The sequence below is a fragment of the Vreelandella hamiltonii genome (genome assembly GCF_014651795.1).
In the GTDB taxonomy this organism is placed as follows: Bacteria; Pseudomonadota; Gammaproteobacteria; order Pseudomonadales; family Halomonadaceae; genus Vreelandella; species Vreelandella hamiltonii.
The window spans coordinates 103,730-122,075 of the sequence record NZ_BMXO01000008.1 but is presented as its reverse complement, the minus strand read 5'-3'; the positions used below and the strand labels follow the sequence as shown (position 1 = coordinate 122,075).

Here is an 18,346-nt window from a genome sequence, read left to right as displayed (position 1 = left end):
GCTGTTCATTCATTAATTTAAGAAAGGTGACCATGCAGGGTCACGTACATCGCCTTGCGCTGCTGGCAGCCTGAACGATGAACGGCCATCGGCTGACACGGCACTGAGCACTCCCGCACCACCCTGCTGGGTAGCGAAGATTACCATGGTACCGTTCGGGGCAACACTAGGAGATTCATCTCTTGTTGATTCGCTCAACACCACTAAGCGACCACCCCCAAGATCCTGCTTGGCAACCTGATATCCCCGGCTCGAACGATGGATGAAGAAGATCTCTTCACCGTCGGGAGAGAAGCGGGCACGGGCATTATAGTTACCTGTGAACGTAATGCGATTAGTTTCGCCACTACCCAGCGAATATTGATAAATCTGCGGCCCACCGCTGCGGTCAGAAGTGAAAATCAGACTGCGGCCATCGGGTGACCATGCGGGCTCGGTATCGATACTGTTGCTTTGAGTGACACGCTCAACGGAGCGGTTGGCCACATCCAGAATGTAGATTTCCGGTTGACCATCCTTGGATAGCGACATGGCAATGCGACGGCCATCCGGTGACCATGCTGGCGCGCCATTGATCCCGTCGAACGAGGTCGCCTGCACACGCTGGCCGGTGGCCACGTCCTGAATGTAAATGGCCGCCTTGCCAGATTCGAAAGACACATACGCCAGTTTACGGCCATCCGGTGACCATGCTGGCGACATGATGGGCTGGTCAGAGGTCAGCACTTGCTGGCTTCTGCGGCCATCGGCATCGGCCACGTAGAGGCCGAACTGCATGTTGTCGCCCACGCCTTGCGCAGTCACATAGGCAATGCGCGTGGAGAATGCGCCACGAATATCGGTGATCGCTTCGAAGATCTCATCGCTGATATAGTGCGCCGCACCACGCAGATCATTACTGTTGGCGGTGACGGTTTCACTCAGGATAGGACGCTGACCACTGATATCCATCAGGTCGAACTGCAGCTCATAGCCGCTGCCCGATTGGCGCGCCCGGCCTACCACCAGATAGCGGACATCCAGTGAACGCCAGGTACCGAACTGAACGTCGCTGGCCTGGCTGGGGCGCTCGAACATGGCGCCTCTATCCAGCGGTGAAAAGAAGCCGCTGCGCTCGAGGTTGTCCTGGATGATCTGAGCCACGTCCTCGGGCAAGCCTTCGCCACCCTCGAACGGAACCACACCAATGGGCAGCGCACGGTCACTGCCACGGGTTATTTCAATGGTCAGGTTTGCGCTTGCCACACTGCTGATCAATAGCAGTACGCAAAAAAGCCACACTTTGCTCAACGTTTGCATCAGCGGACATCCCCCGGGGTAAATCGCAGATTAAATTGACGTAAATTGCGCTGCTGATCCGCTGGCAAGTCGCGTAACTCGCCAAACGGTGCTGCATGTTCGACCGCCTGCATCGCTGACCGGTCAAAGGCGCTGTCACCACTTGAAGTGACCACCGATGTGGCTAGCAGTTCGCCCGATGGTCCAAGCCTTACCTGTATGGTAGCACTCATCGAGTTACTTGCTCCCGGCGGAATGACCCAGGCCTGCTCAACGGCTCGCCGCACGATATTAATAAAGCTGTTTGCCGCCTGCTGGGCCTGCTGAGCATTGGCGGCCGCCTCAGCCTCACCGGCCAACTGGCGCTGCATGGCCGCTTCTGCCGCTTCGGCAGCCCGACGCTCCTCGGCTTCCCGTTGGCGTTGGGCTTCGGCTTCGGCTTCCCGCTGGCGTTGGGCTTCGGCTTCGGCTTCCCGCTGGCGTTGGGCTTCGGCTTCAGCCTCCCGCTGGCGTTGGGCTTCGGCTTCAGCCTCCCGCTGGCGTTGAGCTTCGGCTTCGGCTTCCCGCTGGCGTTGAGCTTCGGCTTCGGCTTCCCGCTGGCGCTGGGCTTCGGCTTCGGCTTGGCGTTGAGCTTCTGCTTCTTCTCGGGCGCGCTGCTCAGCGGCCTGCTCTTCTGCTGCCCGCTGAGCTTCCTGCTCGCGTCGTTGGGCCTCTGCTTCGGCCTCGGCCTGGGCTTCGGCCAGCTCACGGGCTTGCTGCTCTGCACGGGCTGCGGCTTCTGCCTCGCGCTGTGCCGCCGCGGCAGCCTCTGCTTCAGCTGCCTGCTCTGCGGGGCTGGGTGCTTCAGGTGCTGGCTCGCTCTCGGCCGGCTCAGTCGCACTGTTCAGCGCGGCCTGCTGCTCGGTGATTTGCTGCGCCTGATCGGTGAAGGTTTCCGTACTGACAAAAGTGGCCTGCACGATCGATGAGGAGTCGGGCTCTGCAGGCGTGCTGGGTAGCCGAATCAGCGTGAACGCAATCACGACGAGATGCACACCAATCGCCAGAAGCGTCGGCAAGGTATAGCCGACATCCTGGGGGTCGCGTGGTGGTTTCACTGCCATCGGTGACTCGCCCTTAGCCATCTTGCGGCGGCTCTGAGAGCAGCCCAACGTTCGCCACACCAGAGCGTTGTAGGGTGCTCATCAACATGACGACTTGGCCATAAGGCACGCTACGGTCGCCGCGAACCATGACAGGTGTGCCGGGCCTACGCTGGAGAATGGCAATGACGCGTTCGGAAATCTGCTCCAGAGAGACATTGCTGGTGTCTTCACCCAGGGTAATGAAATAGCCGCCGTCACGATCCACCGAAATAATGATCGGATCACTATCTTCCTGAGTTTCAATAGGCTCCGAGGAGACCTGCGGCAAATCCACCTGCACCCCTTGTGTCAACATGGGGGCCGTGATCATGAAAATGACCAGCAGCACCAGCATGACGTCGATGAAGGGGACGACGTTGATCTCCCCCATGGGCTTTTTCTTGCCGCCGCGATTAAACGAACCTTGCATAACGAACTCCTTTAGCGGGCATCAGGCTTGCGGCTTGCCATCGCGGCCTTGCAAATTGCGATGCAGGATCGCATGGAATTCTTCAGCAAAATTTTCGTACCTGCCCAGTAGGCGAGCGGCTTCGTTGGAAAGACGGTTATAGAAGATAACGGCAGGAATCGCTGCCAGAAGGCCCATGGCAGTAGCGATCAGGGCTTCGGCAATCCAGGGCGCCACGGTGGCCAGGGTGGCTTGCTGGGTCATGGAAAGCGACTGGAACGAGCCCATGATGCCCCACACCGTACCAAACAGGCCGACGTAAGGGCTGACCGATGCCACAGTGGCCAGAAAAACCAGGTGCTGGGTAAGGCGGTCTTCTTCCCGCGACCAGGCAACGCGCATGCTGCGCTGGACGCCTTCGAGGATCGTGTCCGCGTTACGCGTCCTGGACATCAGGCGGTTGAATTCACGAAAGCCGGATTGAAAGATGTGCTCTGCGCCGTGACGTGGATCATCGGCGGGGATCTCACGGTACAGTTCATTGAGGTCGACACCCGACCAGAATGACTCTTCGAATTGATTGTACTCCTGCTTGGCACGACGCAATGCCATGCTGCGCTGGAAAATCACCACCCAAGAGAGGATCGACCCCACCACCAGCAGTAACATGACGAGCTGCACGACGGTGCTGGCACTCATTATCAAGTGGGGTATGGACATGGTGTTATCGTTCACAGTTGCCCTCTTCAATCTATTAGTGTCGCCATGGCGACAGGGTAGCGGTGGTCATTTCACCGGGTTTAGCATTACGAGATATCGCTGCCTGCGGACTAATGAGCCGACACAGAAAGATCGAGCGATACTGGCCACGCTTTGGGCCGTAAGGTATCAGCACTCAAGCAGGCTATCTCGACTGTGGCGGAGCACAAGAGTTCCTTGTCTCGCCACACCTGCTGCTCGAATGTCATTCGACAGCGGCCTTGATTGGCCATGGTGGCCGTTACGGTCAGCGCATCATCGAGACGTGCTGGCTTGGCATAGCGGCAGGCAATGCGGTATACCACTAGCTGCGTCCCTTCGTCTAGCAGCGTTTGCTGATTCAAGCCCAATTCTCTCAACCATTCACTGCGGGCGCGTTCCATAAACTTCAGATAGTTAACGTAGTAGACAATACCGCCCGCGTCAGTATCTTCTATGTAAACGCGCACTGGCATCGCAAAACCATCGCTCATGGTCGCCGCTCCCCTTCTGCACTCATGGCGCTGTCGGGCACCACCCGCTCGAAGTGTTGCCACGCCTGGCGCGTCACGACCCGCCCCCGTGGTGTACGCATCATCAGGCCCTGCTGAATCAGATAAGGCTCGATAACGTCCTCGATGGTATCCCGCTCCTCGCCAATCGCGGCGGAGAGGGAGTCGACCCCGACCGGCCCACCGTCGAACTTGTCGATCATGGCCAGCAGCAAGCGACGATCCATATGGTCCAGGCCATGATGGTCGACGTTGAGCATGTTCAGGGCCGCATCGGCGAGCGTTACATCGACCACCCCGTTGCCCTTGATCTCGGCATAGTCACGTACGCGACGCAGCAGGCGATTGGCAATACGAGGCGTTCCCCGCGAGCGGCGGGCAACCTCCACCGCACCTTCTCGACTGGTTTCCACGCCTAGCAGGCGTGCCGAACGAGCGACGATTTCCGTTAGCTCTTCAAGATTGTAGAACTCGAGACGCTGGACGATACCGAAGCGATCGCGCAGCGGCGAGGTCAGCAACCCTGCTCGCGTGGTCGCCCCCACCAGCGTAAAGCGCGGCAGGTCGAGCTTGATGGAGCGCGCCGCAGGCCCTTCACCAATCATGATGTCGAGCTGAAAATCTTCCATGGCCGGATAGAGGACTTCTTCCACCACGGGGGATAGGCGGTGTATCTCATCGATGAACAGAACGTCACCCGGCTCCAGGTTGGTCAGCATCGCAGCCAGATCCCCGGCCCGCTCGAGCACCGGGCCAGAGGTCGACTTCAGCCCAACGCCCATTTCAGTAGCAATGATATTGGCCAGCGTCGTTTTGCCCAGGCCTGGTGGGCCAAACACCAAAGTGTGGTCAAGGCTCTCTTCCCGCAATCTGGCCGCGCCAATAAAGATTTCCAACTGCTCACGGACTCGGGACTGACCAATGTAGTCCTGCAGGCGCTTGGGACGAATGGCGTGATCGATGCGCACTTCCCCATGCTCCGGTTCAGCGGCAATCAATCGGTCATGTTCTAGCATGGCAACTCTTCTACTGGGTCTGATCAACGCCGGCGCTCAACGACATCCGGCACGCTGCTGATTACCACATGGAGCCTGTTTAGCCGCTCATGCGCTGAGTCAACGCCGCCTTGATCAACGCTTCGGTGGATTGGTTGGGATCTACATCGGCCAGCATTTTAGCGGCTTCTGTCAGCTTGTAACCAAGGCTGACCAGCGCTGCTTCGGCGTCGGCCAGGCTGTCGCGCGGGGCTGGGCGACCGCTGGTCGCTTCCAAGGCCAGCGGGGCATGGCGCTGTTCCCAATCGGGAAAGCGATCGCGCATTTCGATGATCAGCCGTTCGGCCGTCTTCTTGCCCACGCCCGGCAAACGGGTCAGTGCTTTACTGTCATCGTCGCGCACGCAGCGCATGAAGGCGTCTTCATCCATGCCCGATAGAATCGCCAGCGCCAGTTTGGGGCCTACCCCGCTGACCTTGATCAAGGCGCGAAACAGCGCACGCTCATGCTCACGGCCGAAGCCATACAGCAAATGGGCATCGTCGCGAATGGTCAAGTGCGTATATAACGAGACGTTTTCACCTGGCGCAGGCAGCGCCACCAGCGTGTTCATGGAGGCTTCCAGTTCGTAGCCTACGCCATGGACATCCACCACGATCCAGGGCGGATGCTTTTCGACCAATAAACCAGTTAACCGACCAATCATAGGAGTGCTCGCGGATAGTGAAAACGGTAAGCCACTATAAAGCGACTCTGTACAGATGACCAGTAACGGCTATAACCGCCAGCGCCCTGAAGAGCGTCGTGTGCCCTGCTTGGCCTCGGAGGGCACACGCCTGCTTCCGGTGAACGCGTGGGTCAAGGCAATGGCCAACGCATCGGCCGCATCGGCTTGAGGCGTGGCAGTCAACTGCAACAGCGTCGTCACCATGTGCTGTACCTGTGTTTTCTCGGCACCACCATGCCCCGTGACGGCCTGCTTGATATGCCGAGCCGCATACTCGGAAACACTCAGCCCATGGTTGGCCAGGCATACCAGCGCGGCGCCTCGGGCTTGGCCCAGCTTTAGCGCCGAGTCGGCATTCTTGGCCATGAACACACGCTCTACCGCGACTGCTTCAGGTCGATACAGGCCGATCACTTCCCCGAGCCCGGCATAGATCTGCGCCAAACGCTGCTCCAGCGCCCCATCAGAGGTACGTATACAGCCGCTGGCCACATAGCGAGGCTTCATGCCGATCAGGTCAATGACGCCGTAGCCGGTAATCCGTGACCCAGGGTCGATACCCATGATTCGAACGACTGCCACGGACTGATGTCCTTCCATGTACTGACTCCTGGTAACGCGATGGCAGATAAGGTGACACATAACAAAACACCGACGCAGAGCGTCGGTGTTGGCTACCTCTGGCAGGCGACAGAGCGTTTACTCGCCTGTGGTCTCCGCCTTGGCCTTTTGGCGCAGTCGAATGCTCAGCTCCTTGAGCTGCTCAGGGCTGACTTCGCCGGGGGCGTCGGTCATCAAGCAGCCAGCGCTTTGCGTTTTCGGGAAGGCGATCACTTCACGGATGGTTTTGGCACCGACCATCAGCATGACCAGGCGATCCAGACCGAAAGCCAAACCACCATGGGGCGGTGCACCGTACTGCAAGGCATCCAGCAGGAAGCCGAATTTCTCCTGCGCTTCCTCCTGGCCAATCCCCAGAATGTCGAATACGGTGCTTTGCATGGACTGATCGTGGATACGAATGGAACCACCGCCCAGCTCGGTACCGTTCAATACCATGTCGTAAGCACGCGATAGCGCGGCGGCCGGGTTGGCCTTGAGCTCTTCCGGCGTGCAGGAAGGCGCCGTGAAGGGATGGTGCAGCGGGCTCAGGCGGCCTTGATCATCGGCTTCGAACATCGGGAAATCGACCACCCAGAGCGGCGCCCAGGGCTGGGTATACATGGCCAGATCAGCGCCCAGCTTGACACGCAGTGCGCCGATGGCTTCGTTGACGATGCGCGTTTTGTCGGCACCGAAGAAGATGATGTCGCCATCTTCTGCACCCACGCGATCGAGCAGTTCCTCGACGACGTTCTCCATGAACTTGACGATGGGCGACTGCAGGCCTTCCAGCCCTTTGGCGCGCTCGTTGACTTTGATCCAGGCCAGGCCCTTGGCGCCGTAGATACCGACGAATTTGGTGTATTCATCGATCTCTTTGCGCGACAGCTTGGCTCCACCCGGCACACGCAAGGCAGCTACACGGCCATCTTCCGCGCTGGCAGGACCAGAGAACACCTTGAAATCCACCTGCTGCATCAGGTCATCGACATCCGTCAGCTCCAACGGAATGCGCAGGTCCGGTTTGTCGGAGCCGAAGCGATCCATGGCTTCCTGCCAAGTCATGCGCGGGAACTCCGGCAGCTCGACATCCAGCACTTCCTGGAACAGCTGGCGGATCATGGCTTCGGTGATGCCCATGATATCGTTTTCCTCGACGAACGAGGCCTCGATATCGATCTGGGTAAACTCTGGCTGACGGTCGGCACGCAGGTCTTCGTCACGGAAGCACTTGGCAATCTGGTAGTAGCGGTCAAAGCCCGCCACCATCAGCAGCTGCTTGAACAGCTGCGGCGACTGCGGCAGTGCAAAAAAGCTACCCGCATGGGTGCGGCTCGGCACCAGGTAGTCGCGGGCACCTTCGGGTGTCGCGCGGGTCAGGATGGGCGTTTCGATGTCCAGAAACCCCTGGCCTTCGAGAAACGCACGAACGCTGTGCGAAATACGCGAACGCAGGCGCAGCTTCTCGATCATGTCCGGGCGGCGCAGGTCGATGTAACGATGCTTCAAGCGCACCTCCTCACCCACCTTGCCGTGCTCGTCCAGCTGGAAAGGCGGCGTGAGGGCAGTGTTGAGCACCTCGACCTCCTTGGCCAGCACTTCGATCATGCCAGTCGGCATGTTGGGGTTCTGAGTGCCTTCGGGACGCAGGCGAACACGCCCTGTAATACGCAGAACATATTCACTGCGCGCACGGTCGGCATTAGCAAACGCCTCGGCGGTATCGGGGTCGACGACGAATTGCGCAATCCCATCGCGGTCGCGCATGTCGAGAAAGATAACCCCACCGTGATCACGACGGCGATGTACCCAACCGCAGACGGTGACCGTTTGATCCACCAATGTTTCGTTCAGCTGGCCGCAATAATGGCTGCGCATGTCTCTTCCTGTTCTGTTGCGTGACTATGTAAGGGGTCGCCAACTACCTCGGCTGACCGCCGCGGCTAAGCCGCGGCGCCTTTGCTGGGAGATGGCGTGCTGGTGTCGCTGGACGAGGAGCCAGCCGAGCCACCGCCAGCAGCAAGGTTCTTTTTGCTACCGGTTTTGAAATCGGTTTCGTACCAGCCGCCACCGGCCAGACGAAAGCCTGCCGCAGACACCAGCCGTTCGAGGTCATCCTGCTGGCAAGCGGGGCATTGAGTCAGCGGATCAGCGCTGACCTTCTGTAGTTTTTCCATGCGATGGCCGCAGGCCTTGCACTCGTACTCATAGATAGGCATGTTGAGGGCTCCTGAAAAGCACAACGTCAACAGACTGATATTTACAGAAAAGTGGCGAACGACTAGGCCGCCGAGCTGACAATATGTGGCCTGCTGGGATAAATTCCAAGACTGCGGTTGATAGCGCGAACATTATACCCTTTTGTGCCCCCTGCCGGGCAAGGCCAAGCGCCACTTGGCAGCCAATGGAGAAAACAACATGCCTCATGCGGTAATGCTGGATGCAGAAAGCCTGGGCCCCCATATCGACCTGACGCCGATTCGTGAGGCCGTCGATCACCTGGAAACCTATCAACAAAGCACCCCAGAGCAGGCCCGCGAGCGCCTGAAAAACGCGGATATCGCCATCGTCAACAAGGTCACACTGGACGCCGACACGTTGTCGCAGTTGCCTTCGCTACGGCTGATCTGCGTCCTGGCCACGGGATTGAACAATATCGATCTTGACGCAGCCAAGGCTCATGGCATCGTCGTCAAGAACGTCTCCGCCTACGGCACGGCCAGTGTCTCTCAGCACACGCTGATGCTGATGCTGTCACTGGCCAATCGCCTGCCGCGCTATCAGGCAGATATCGCCGCAGGAGCTTGGCAGAAAAGTGATTTCTTCTGCCTTCAGAACCACCCGACGCTGCAGCTGGCTGGCAAGCAACTGGTCATGGTAGGCAGTGGCGAACTGGGCTCGGAAGTCGCTCGTCTGGCCGAGGCCTTCGGCATGCAAGTGACCTTCGCCGCGCGTCCTGGCAACGAAGCCGCCGATAAGCGCCCGGCTCTGGACGACCTGCTGCCCAACGCCGATGTCATCAGCCTGCACTGCCCCCTGAACGACGACACACGACATTTGATCAATCAAGCGCGTTTGGCCAAGGCCAAGCCTTCACTGCTGCTGGTCAACTGCGCGCGCGGCGGCATCATCGACGAAGAGGCCGCTCTGGAGGCGCTGCGCAAAGGAGCGCTGGGCGGGCTGGCCGTTGACGTGCTGCCCGCCGAGCCCCCCCGCCAGGGGCATGCGTTGCTGGATGCCTTGGCAGCAGGAGAGCCGCTCAATTTGATCGTCACGCCGCACAACGCCTGGATCACCCCCGAAGCGCGTCAGAACATCGTCTTGCTGTCGGCGAAAAACATCACTGACTGGCAGGCAGAGCAGTCCGCCTGAGGCGGTAATACGTCAAAACGTCGCAAAATGACCAGAAGCGTGATGTAGGGCCAGGGGTTCCATTGATACGTGGGTCACCCTGGCCCCTTGAACCTTCCCAGGCACCATTCCACGCAGACAGCACTGCGACAATGGCAACCTCCTGTTCATCAAAGCAATTCTTGGCGTACCAATACCGCACTGTTGCGGGGCACCAGAGGGCGCCCTCGGCGCAGCAGCAGCGAACGGGTAAACGATGCACCGAACAACAGTATCAAGGAACTGTAGTAGACCCACAGCAGGATCATCACTACCGAGCCCGCGGCACCATAGGTAGATGCGGTGGCCGTATAGGCCAGATAGATGGCGATCAGGCTGCGGCCTATCGTGAACAGAATCGCCGTCACCAGCGCGCCGATCAGCACGTCCTGCCAACGCAATACCACATCGGGCAGCACTTTGAAGATAGTGGCAAACAGCAAGGTCACCATGGCCAGCGAAATGAGCGACTCGGCAGTGGTGGTGACGATAGTCGCGATGGGCAGCAGGTCACTGGTGGCGTGCAGCATGCTGCGCAGGAAAACGCCCAGCACCAGAGAAACGAGCAGAATGAAGCCAATCGAAAGCACGACGGTCAGCGACAGCAGGCGCGTCTTGATGAAAATGAAGGCGCTGTTGCTGGTAGGCTTGGCCGTGACGCCCCAGATGGTATTGAGTGAAAACTGCATCTGAGCAAAGACCGTGGTGGCACCCACCAGGAGCGCAACCACCCCTAAAACAGTAGGCAGAAGCCCGGACTCTTCGATACGCGACTGGGCAACCGCCTGTTCCACCGCCTGGGCCGCCTCGGCCCCTAACGTGCCTTGAAGCTGCGCCACGATTTGCCCTTGAGCAGCATCTTCCCCCAGCACCACCCCGATCACAGTGACAGCGATGATGATCGTCGGGGCCAGCGAAAAAAGCGTATAGAACGCCAGCGAACCAGCGTAGCTGAAGGCATTGCGCTCCAGCCATAGAGAGATTGCATCTTGTACCACGTTCCACCAGAAAACGAGCGTGCGCTTCAGCATAGTTATTCCCTTTAAAACCATTCCCAGCGTCCTTTTTTATAACGCCACTATCACTATCAATAGGTAAGCATACCGAATGAAACCGTTGAGCGCAGGGTTTGATGCATTGCACAGAAGTGACTCACTGACCATAATGGCCACGCCTGATGGCCAACTGACCAGCGCGCAAGGACACCCCATGACACCGGATGCTGCCCTCCCCCCTTCGAACCATGAGTTTGACTGCCTAGTCTTCATTGGTCGTTTTCAGCCGCCACATCTGGGGCATTTGGCCATCATCCGCGAAGCGCTCAAACAGGCGCGTCAGGTCATCGTCATGGTCGGCTCTTCGTGGCAAGCGCGTTCGTTACGCAATCCCTGGCACTTCAATGAACGCCAAGCCATGATCCGCTCGGGATTCGACGAAGCCGAGAACCGCCGCCTGGAAATCACGCCCCTGCTGGATGCCCTTTACAATGACGATGTCTGGGTGCGGGATGTGCAACGCAAGGTGCGTGACCTGACTACCCCCGCCAAGGCTCGTCTGCCACGTATCGGACTGATCGGAGCCAGCCGTGGCCAATCGAGCTACTATCTTTCGCTGTTTCCTCAGTGGGAGTCGGTCAGCGTTCCGCTGGTGGAAGGCATTTCAGCCAGCCAGATTCGAGAACGGCTGTTTCGCTCCCCGGACGCCACCGGCGACTATCTGAGCACTGGCGCTTATCATGATCTTCCCCCGGGGGTGGTCAGAAGCGTAGGACAGTTCTGCAAGGGTGATGCTTATCATCAGTTGCTGGAGGAGCAGCATTTGCTGGACCAGTATCGCCAGGCCTGGGCAAAAGCCCCTTACCCGCCCATCTTCGTGACGGTAAATGCCGTGGTGGTGCAATCTGGCCATGTATTGCTGGTGAAGCGCACTGCCGCCCCTGGCAAGGGGCTGTTCGCGCTGCCCGGCGGCTTCATCAACCCTCACGAACGCTTGCTGGATGCCTGCCTGCGCGAGCTGCGCGAACGCTTGCGGCTCAAAGTGCCGGAACCGGTGCTGAAGGGCTCGCTACGCGGCCAGCGTCTGTTCGATGAGCCACACCGCAGTTGGCGAGGGCGAACGCTCGCCGAAGCTTTCTATTTTGCGCTGACCCCCGACCAGCAGCTACCTCGCCTGAAGCCGGTCAAAGGCGGCGAGCATGCCCGTTGGGTGGCGTTGGCCGACCTGGAGCCGGAAAGTCTGTTTGAAGACCACTTCTTCATCGTTCAGAACTTTCTAGGGCTACCGGCCAACCTGGGTGGCGTTTAGCCCTGCAGAAAATCGCGCGGCAGCTTCATCATTTGCCGCCATAGGCGCTCTACCCCGGGCTTGTGCACCAGCGAGCAACGATACAGACGGATTTCCAGAGGAATATCCCACCCCTCATCTCCTGCCCGAACCAGCCGACCGCTCTTCAGCTCTTCACGGATGCAGAAATCGGGAATCCAGGCCACGCCGACTCCTTGCAACACCATGCCCTTCAGGCCCTCGGCCATGGCCGTTTCGTACACCGTGCGCAGCTTCATGCGTAGCGGATCGTTCTTCAGCAGCATGCGCACGCTACGCCCCAGGAAAGCACCCTGTGTGTAGGCCAGGTAGGGAATCGACTGATCACGCTGCAGCGAGAACAGCGGCTTGCCCTGCTCATCAGGGAGCGACACGGGCAACATCTTGACCTTGCCAATCGAAAAAGACGGGAACACTTCGGCGTCCAGCTGCATGGTGGCAAACGGGTCATAGTAAGCCAACATGAGGTCACAGTTGCCTTCCCGCAGAACGTGAATCGCCTCGCCCACATTCATGGCCACCAACCGCGTCGGCAGTTCGCCCAAACCCTTCTGCAGCCGCGAGATCCAGGGCGGATAAAAACTCAACGCCAAGGAGTGCGCGGCCACGATATCCAGCGCCTCGTTGGCAATCGAGAGGCCACGCAAATGGCTGAGTGATTCATTGAGTTGCTCTACCAGGTTGCGCGCAGTGACCAAAAAAAGCTGGCCTTCCGAGGTGAGCCCTATGGGTGTCGTCGAGCGGTCCACCAGGGTGACGCCCACCGCTTGTTCCAGCGCCCTGATGCGACGACTAAAGGCAGGTTGGGTCACATGGCGCTGCCTGGCAGACGCAGAAAAACTGCGCGTGTTGGCCAGTGCCACAAAATCTTCTAACCATTTTGTTTCAAGATTCACCCAACACTCCCTTTGTTTATTGGTTCTTTGTGATCGCGGCTGGCCCAGCGGCTACTGGACGGGTGACATCAGGTACGCGGCGCGGGATACGACTTTTTTCCACATTGGTCGCTGGCTGACTTCATCGAGGGTAACGCGTCGACACTGGGCGAAATCGGCTTCCAGCATCTCGGCCACCTGTCGGGTAAAATCAGCGCTGGGTATGAAGGCGGTAATCTCGAAATTCAATCTGAACGAGCGATTATCCAGATTGACCGTACCGACGGCAGATGAGCTGTTGTCGATAAGCATGACTTTTTGGTGTAGAAAGCCAGGTTGATAACGGTATATTTTCACACCTGCCTTGAGCATGTCGGGCAAGAACGAGAATGCCGACAGGAAGACCAGCAAGTGATCCGGCCGCTCCGGGATCATCACACGCACATCTACACCGCGCATGGCCGCCAATCTCAATGAATCCTGAACGCTCTGGTCCGGCACGAAATACGGGCTGGTGACCCAGAAACGTTCGTTGGCACTGTGAATCAGCTGCTGCACCAGCAGTCCTGCCGTGTCCTGCTTGTCCGCAGGCCCCGACGGCACGATAACCACTTGTTGGTCATGCCCCGCGGCGGGTGCCGCGTGCCAGTTCAGCGTAATCACTTCCCCTGTGGCCCAGTGCCAATCTTCCCAGAACGCCTCCTGGAGGCCGAGTACGCTAGGACCGTGCAGTAACAGATGAGTATCACGCCAAGGGCCATGCTTCTTGCTCTGCCCCAGATACTCTGTGCCGACATTGAAGCCGCCTACCCACCCCTGCTCCCCATCCACCACGGCAATCTTGCGGTGGTTGCGGAAGTTGAGCTGGAAGCGGTGTTTGATGCCACGCGACGATCGAAACGGGGTCACTTCGACACCTGCCTGCTTCAGCTCTTTGAAATAACCGTCTCGCAGTTTGCGGCTGCCAATTTCATCGTAGAGAAAATAGACACGCACACCACGTTTTGCCGCGCTCACGAGATGCTGCTGCAGCTCACGTCCCAGTGCGTCATCCCTCACGATAAAGAATTGCAGCAACAGATAGTGCCGAGCCTGGGCGATGCCTTCGAACAAGCTGTCGAACGTTGCTTGCCCATCGATCAGCAGCTGTGGGTGATTACCTCGGGTCAGCGGCATCATCGCCAGCTGCTCCACGGCCTTGATATCGGTATTGGTGGACTCGACCACGTGAGGCTTGATGTTGTGGCGATAGCGCACCAAGACTCTGCGCAGCACCGTATCTCTTGCACCGCGTGCGGTCACATAGCCATAGAAGCGGGGGCGTCCAAAAAACCAGTAGGCGGGTAAAGCGATATAGGGAAAGGTCAGCAGTGAAATGATCCACGCGACGGCACCCTGGGGTGTCCGACTGGACATCAACGCCATTACTGCCGAGACCATCCCCAGAACGTGGATCATCATGAACGCCGTGCCTAGCAGCCATGAGGCCATTAACGCTTCCTCGTCATCATCAGGACATCTTGCTGTTTTTCTATAGCGACCATGCGGAGAAGCCCCGCCTGGGACGGGGCTTCCGATCACTCATCTGGTCACACAGGTTGCCAATCGTCCATCAGGCCTTTTGGGCAATGATTTCTTTCCACTTGGCAGGCCCCGTCTGATGCACCGACGTGCCCTGGCTATCGACAGCGACCGTGACCGGCATGTCTTCCACCTCGAACTCATAGATGGCTTCCATTCCAAGGTCCTCGAAGCCTACTACACGAGACTTCTTGATGGCCTGGGCCACCAGATAGGCAGAGCCCCCGACCGCCATCAGATAGACGGCCTGGTTGTCGCGAATCGCGTCGATGGCCGCCTGGCCACGCTCAGCCTTGCCCACCATCCCCAGCAGCCCGGTCTCTTCCAGCATGGTACGGGTGAACTTGTCCATACGAGTGGCGGTCGTTGGCCCAGCTGGCCCAACGACTTCATCACCTACCGGATCTACTGGCCCAACGTAGTAGATGAAGCGACCTTTCATGTCTACCGGCAGCGGCTCACCTTTGGAGATCATGTCGACCATACGCTTGTGCGCCGCATCACGGCCGGTCAGCAGTTTTCCGTTGAGCAGCAGCGTGTCGCCTGGCTGCCAGGTGCTGACCTCTTCAGGAGTGACCGTATCGAGATTCACGCGCTTGACGTTATCACCCGCTTCACGAGTGATTTCCGGCCAATCTTCCAGCTTGGGAGCTGGCAACGAGACGGCACCGGAACCATCCAGAGTGAAGTGCGCATGACGCGTCGCCGCACAGTTGGGAATGATGGCCACCGGCTTGTTGGCCGCATGGGTGGGATAATCCTTGACCTTGATATCCAGCACCGTGGTCAAGCCGCCCAGGCCCTGGGCACCGATACCACTCTTGTTGATCTTGTCGAACAGCTCCAGACGCAGCTCTTCTGCCCGGTTGCTGGGGCCACGTGCCTGAAGGTCCTGGATGTCGATCGGATCGAGGAGCGCTTCCTTGGCGATTTCCATAGCCTTTTCGGCGGTTCCACCAATCCCGATACCGAGCATGCCGGGCGGGCACCAGCCAGCACCCATCTTGGGCAACTGTTCCATGACCCAATCCACCACGCTGTCGGAAGGGTTGAGCATGGCAAACTTCGATTTTGCCTCGCTACCGCCGCCCTTCGCTGCCACGTGAATCTCGACCTTGTCGCCAGGCACGATCTTGTGATGGATGATGGCGGGCGTATTGTCCTTGGTGTTTTGGCGCTTGCCATCCGGGTCCGCCAGGACCGATGCACGCAGAACGTTATCGGGCAACTGGTAGGCCCGGCGTACGCCTTCGTTGATCATGTCATCCAGGCTGAGATCCGCGTCCCAGGTCACGTTCATGCCGACATGCACGAATACCGTCACGATGCCGGTATCCTGGCAGATGGGGCGATGGCCCGTGGCGCACATCCGTGAGTTGATCAGGATCTGAGCAATGGCATCCTTGGCCGCCGGATTCTCTTCGCGCTCATAAGCGGCTGCCATGGCATCGATGAAATCCTTGGGATGATAGTAAGAGATGTACTGCAGAGCATCGGCAACGCTTTGAATCACGTCGTCCTGGCGAATCACGGTCATGGATGAACAGCTCCTCGGTTATCGTGCTGAGCGCGACCTTCTCGGTCGTCTAAGTGTGCGGGAAGTATACCGTATTGAAACAGCCACGGCAGCCAATACAGGCCCACGCTACTGATCTGAGCGTAAGGCTTTGGTCTGACGAATCATCAACAGACAAGATAACGGTATAACTAAGCTGCTTCTCGATACGATCCGCGGCACGCCGGATTTCAGGGCCTTCAGGCATCGCCTATCCCAGCGCCAGCTGCTGTTCTTTCATGCGGTGCACCTGATCACGCAATCTCGCCGCCTCTTCGAACTCCAGGTTCTGGGCGGCCTCGAACATGGCGTCTTCCAGCTTGCTGATGGCCGCCAGCAGGTCTTGCCGACTCATGGACGCCACGTCATAGCTACCCTCAGGCTCGGCCACCTTGCGCTCGTTGCCACGTCGGCGGGAGCTCTTCTTGCCGGGCGTTTGGGCGGCTTCGAGAATGTCGGCCACCGAACGCGTCACGGTGGTCGGCGTGATGCCATGCTCTTCGTTATGGGCCATCTGCTTGGCGCGGCGGCGCTCGGTTTCATCGATGGCCTTGCGCATCGAGTCGGTAATCCGGTCACCGTAGAGAATCGCTTTACCATTGGCGTTACGCGCCGCGCGGCCAATAGTCTGAATCAACGAACGCTCGGCACGCAGGAAGCCCTCCTTGTCCGCGTCCAGAATGGCGACCAGCGACACTTCTGGAATATCCAGCCCTTCGCGCAACAGGTTGATCCCCACCAGCACATCGAACTTGCCCAGCCGTAGATCGCGGATGATTTCCACCCGCTCGACAGTGTCGATATCGGAGTGCAGGTAGCGCACCCGAATATCGTGTTCGTCGAGATAGTCGGTCAAATCCTCGGCCATACGCTTGGTCAGCGTGGTCACCAGCACGCGCTCGCCCACTGCGGTGCGCAAGCCGATTTCGGACAGCAGATCGTCGACCTGGGTGCTGGCAGGGCGCACTTCGATTTGCGGATCAAGCAGCCCCGTGGGGCGCACCACCTGTTCGACCACCTGACCGGCATGCTCTGCTTCATAAGGCCCCGGGGTGGCCGATACGAAGATGGTCTGTGGCGAAATCGACTCCCACTCTTCGAACTTCATCGGCCGGTTGTCCAGCGCGGAAGGCAGGCGGAAGCCATACTCCACCAGCGTCTCCTTGCGGGAGCGGTCACCTTTGTACATGCCACCCACCTGGGGCACGCTGACGTGGGACTCATCGATGAAGAGCAGCGCATCGTCCGGCAGGTAATCGAAAAATGTCGGCGGCGGCTCGCCAGGGGCTCGTCCAGACAGGTAGCGCGAGTAGTTTTCGATGCCGTTGCAGTAGCCCAGCTCCAGCATCATTTCGATGTCATAGAGGGTGCGTTGCTCCAGGCGCTGGGCTTCCACCAGCCGCTCATGCTTTCTCAGCCACTCGAGCCGCTCTTTCAACTCTCCCTTGATGGCATCGATGGCCTCCAGGATGGTTTCCCTGGGGGTGACATAGTGCGACTTCGGGTAGATCGTCATGCGCGGTACCTGGCCACGTATATCCCCCGTCAGCGGGTCAAACAGGCGAATGGAGTCGATCTCATCGTCGAAGAGTTCGACACGCACGGCCTCTTCATCGGCGTCGGCCGGAAAGATATCGATTACATCACCACGCACACGGTAGGTGCCGCGACGAAAGTCCATGTCGTTGCGCGTGTACTGCAGCTCCGCCAATCGGCGCAGGAAGGCACGCTGATCGATCAGCTCGCCGCGGGTAAAGTGCAGGCGCATTTTCAGATACTGGTCCGGGTCACCCAGACCATAGATCGCCGATACCGACACAACGATCAAGGCATCACGCCTTTCCAGCAGCGCCTTGGTAGCGGACAGCCGCATCTGCTCGATGTGATCATTGATCGAGGCATCTTTTTCAATGAACGTGTCCGAGGAAGGCACGTACGCTTCCGGCTGATAGTAGTCGTAGTAGGAGACGAAATATTCGACGGCGTTGTCGGGAAAGAACGCCTTGAATTCGCCGTACAGTTGGGCCGCCAGCGTCTTGTTGGGCGCCATGACGATGGTCGGCCGCTGTAGTTGCTGCACCACGTTGGCCATGGTGAAGGTCTTGCCGGAGCCGGTCACGCCCAGCAGCGTCTGGTGGGCCAGGCCCGACTCCAGGCCGCTTACCAGGCTGCGGATCGCGGTGGGCTGGTCGCCCGCAGGCTTGAATTTTGACTGCAGACGAAATTCCTTGCTCATC

17 protein-coding genes are annotated in these 18,346 nt (G+C 58.9%); 2 read left to right on the top strand and 15 right to left on the bottom strand.

The features are described from left to right. Nucleotides 1–12: 12 nt before the first annotated feature. From tolB to IE061_RS09975, 10 genes are all read right to left on the bottom strand, one after another. A complete protein-coding gene (gene tolB / locus IE061_RS10020; RefSeq protein ID WP_193461534.1) occupies nt 13–1,299 on the bottom strand; it encodes a Tol-Pal system beta propeller repeat protein TolB in 1,287 nt (428 codons plus the stop codon). After that, on the bottom strand, nt 1,299–2,381 hold the full coding sequence (gene tolA / locus IE061_RS10015) for a cell envelope integrity protein TolA (RefSeq protein WP_193461533.1): 1,083 nt from the start codon (nt 2,379–2,381) through the stop codon (nt 1,299–1,301). Before tolA ends, tolB begins: the two co-directional genes overlap by 1 nt. Before the next feature lie 13 nt (nt 2,382–2,394). Continuing rightward, complete coding sequence (gene tolR / locus IE061_RS10010) at nt 2,395–2,832, bottom strand: protein TolR (RefSeq protein ID WP_081135593.1); 438 nt, start codon at nt 2,830–2,832, stop codon at nt 2,395–2,397. Nucleotides 2,833–2,853: 21 nt separating this feature from the next. Then, nucleotides 2,854–3,531, bottom strand: coding sequence for a protein TolQ (gene tolQ, locus IE061_RS10005; RefSeq protein WP_230478432.1), 678 nt, complete (start codon nt 3,529–3,531; stop codon nt 2,854–2,856). A gap of 110 nt (nt 3,532–3,641) precedes the next feature. After that, entirely contained in the window at nt 3,642–4,043 is a 402-nt protein-coding gene (ybgC, locus tag IE061_RS10000) for a tol-pal system-associated acyl-CoA thioesterase (RefSeq protein ID WP_016913816.1), read from the bottom strand. Beyond that, a complete protein-coding gene (ruvB, locus tag IE061_RS09995) occupies nt 4,040–5,077 on the bottom strand; it encodes a Holliday junction branch migration DNA helicase RuvB (RefSeq protein WP_100730657.1) in 1,038 nt (345 codons plus the stop codon). Before ruvB ends, ybgC begins: the two co-directional genes overlap by 4 nt. A gap of 79 nt (nt 5,078–5,156) precedes the next feature. Next, nucleotides 5,157–5,762: a Holliday junction branch migration protein RuvA gene (ruvA, locus tag IE061_RS09990; RefSeq protein WP_081193214.1), complete on the bottom strand. Its 606-nt coding sequence runs from the start codon at nt 5,760–5,762 to the stop codon at nt 5,157–5,159. Nucleotides 5,763–5,831: 69 nt separating this feature from the next. Continuing rightward, nucleotides 5,832–6,383, bottom strand: coding sequence for a crossover junction endodeoxyribonuclease RuvC (ruvC, locus tag IE061_RS09985; protein ID WP_193461532.1), 552 nt, complete (start codon nt 6,381–6,383; stop codon nt 5,832–5,834). Nucleotides 6,384–6,482: 99 nt separating this feature from the next. Next, nucleotides 6,483–8,264: an aspartate--tRNA ligase gene (gene aspS, locus IE061_RS09980; RefSeq protein ID WP_039177993.1), complete on the bottom strand. Its 1,782-nt coding sequence runs from the start codon at nt 8,262–8,264 to the stop codon at nt 6,483–6,485. 65 nt (nt 8,265–8,329) lie between these two features. Next, nucleotides 8,330–8,605, bottom strand: coding sequence for an FmdB family zinc ribbon protein (locus IE061_RS09975; protein ID WP_016913811.1), 276 nt, complete (start codon nt 8,603–8,605; stop codon nt 8,330–8,332). A 199-nt stretch (nt 8,606–8,804) separates the two neighbouring features. Here IE061_RS09975 and IE061_RS09970 point away from each other — a divergent pair, with 199 nt between their 5' ends. After that, the gene (locus tag IE061_RS09970) at nt 8,805–9,758 is read left to right on the top strand and encodes a D-2-hydroxyacid dehydrogenase (RefSeq protein ID WP_039177995.1); all 954 of its coding nucleotides are present in this window, start codon (nt 8,805–8,807) and stop codon (nt 9,756–9,758) included. A 149-nt stretch (nt 9,759–9,907) separates the two neighbouring features. Here the strand turns inward: IE061_RS09970 and IE061_RS09965 are convergent, their stop codons facing one another. After that, nucleotides 9,908–10,807 carry a YihY/virulence factor BrkB family protein gene (locus IE061_RS09965; RefSeq protein ID WP_039177997.1) on the bottom strand — a complete coding sequence of 300 codons (900 nt, stop codon included), beginning with the start codon at nt 10,805–10,807 and terminating at the stop codon, nt 9,908–9,910. Nucleotides 10,808–10,985: 178 nt separating this feature from the next. Here IE061_RS09965 and IE061_RS09960 point away from each other — a divergent pair, with 178 nt between their 5' ends. Continuing rightward, entirely contained in the window at nt 10,986–12,080 is a 1,095-nt protein-coding gene (locus IE061_RS09960; RefSeq protein WP_193461531.1) for a bifunctional nicotinamide-nucleotide adenylyltransferase/Nudix hydroxylase, read from the top strand. On the opposite strand, the gene IE061_RS09955 is transcribed toward IE061_RS09960, so the two are convergent. The 4 genes from IE061_RS09955 to uvrB all read right to left on the bottom strand — a co-directional run bounded on the left by IE061_RS09955 (nt 12,077) and on the right by uvrB (nt 18,345). Beyond that, a complete protein-coding gene (locus tag IE061_RS09955) occupies nt 12,077–12,994 on the bottom strand; it encodes a LysR substrate-binding domain-containing protein (protein WP_039178001.1) in 918 nt (305 codons plus the stop codon). The two genes, IE061_RS09960 and IE061_RS09955, sit on opposite strands and share 4 nt — an antisense overlap. 51 nt (nt 12,995–13,045) lie before the next feature. After that, nucleotides 13,046–14,464, bottom strand: coding sequence for a cardiolipin synthase (cls, locus tag IE061_RS09950; RefSeq protein WP_193461530.1), 1,419 nt, complete (start codon nt 14,462–14,464; stop codon nt 13,046–13,048). 121 nt (nt 14,465–14,585) lie between these two features. Next, complete coding sequence (locus tag IE061_RS09945) at nt 14,586–16,091, bottom strand: fumarate hydratase (protein ID WP_193461529.1); 1,506 nt, start codon at nt 16,089–16,091, stop codon at nt 14,586–14,588. A gap of 229 nt (nt 16,092–16,320) precedes the next feature. Then, nucleotides 16,321–18,345, bottom strand: coding sequence for an excinuclease ABC subunit UvrB (gene uvrB, locus IE061_RS09940; RefSeq protein ID WP_081193226.1), 2,025 nt, complete (start codon nt 18,343–18,345; stop codon nt 16,321–16,323). Nucleotide 18,346 lies beyond the last annotated feature (1 nt).

Coding starts and splice junctions, on each gene's coding strand:
- IE061_RS09945 (WP_193461529.1), bottom strand. CDS start 16,091: ATGACCGTGATTCGCCAGGACGACGTGATTCAAAGCGTTGCCGATGCT.
- uvrB (WP_081193226.1), bottom strand. CDS start 18,345: ATGAGCAAGGAATTTCGTCTGCAGTCAAAATTCAAGCCTGCGGGCGAC.
- IE061_RS09970 (WP_039177995.1), top strand. CDS start 8,805: ATGCCTCATGCGGTAATGCTGGATGCAGAAAGCCTGGGCCCCCATATC.
- tolQ (WP_230478432.1), bottom strand. CDS start 3,531: ATGTCCATACCCCACTTGATAATGAGTGCCAGCACCGTCGTGCAGCTC.
- ruvA (WP_081193214.1), bottom strand. CDS start 5,762: ATGATTGGTCGGTTAACTGGTTTATTGGTCGAAAAGCATCCGCCCTGG.
- cls (WP_193461530.1), bottom strand. CDS start 14,464: ATGGCCTCATGGCTGCTAGGCACGGCGTTCATGATGATCCACGTTCTG.
- IE061_RS09975 (WP_016913811.1), bottom strand. CDS start 8,605: ATGCCTATCTATGAGTACGAGTGCAAGGCCTGCGGCCATCGCATGGAA.
- IE061_RS09960 (WP_193461531.1), top strand. CDS start 10,986: ATGACACCGGATGCTGCCCTCCCCCCTTCGAACCATGAGTTTGACTGC.
- tolR (WP_081135593.1), bottom strand. CDS start 2,832: ATGCAAGGTTCGTTTAATCGCGGCGGCAAGAAAAAGCCCATGGGGGAG.
- tolB (WP_193461534.1), bottom strand. CDS start 1,299: ATGCAAACGTTGAGCAAAGTGTGGCTTTTTTGCGTACTGCTATTGATC.
- ybgC (WP_016913816.1), bottom strand. CDS start 4,043: ATGAGCGATGGTTTTGCGATGCCAGTGCGCGTTTACATAGAAGATACT.
- aspS (WP_039177993.1), bottom strand. CDS start 8,264: ATGCGCAGCCATTATTGCGGCCAGCTGAACGAAACATTGGTGGATCAA.
- tolA (WP_193461533.1), bottom strand. CDS start 2,381: ATGGCAGTGAAACCACCACGCGACCCCCAGGATGTCGGCTATACCTTG.
- ruvC (WP_193461532.1), bottom strand. CDS start 6,383: ATGGAAGGACATCAGTCCGTGGCAGTCGTTCGAATCATGGGTATCGAC.
- IE061_RS09965 (WP_039177997.1), bottom strand. CDS start 10,807: ATGCTGAAGCGCACGCTCGTTTTCTGGTGGAACGTGGTACAAGATGCA.
- ruvB (WP_100730657.1), bottom strand. CDS start 5,077: ATGCTAGAACATGACCGATTGATTGCCGCTGAACCGGAGCATGGGGAA.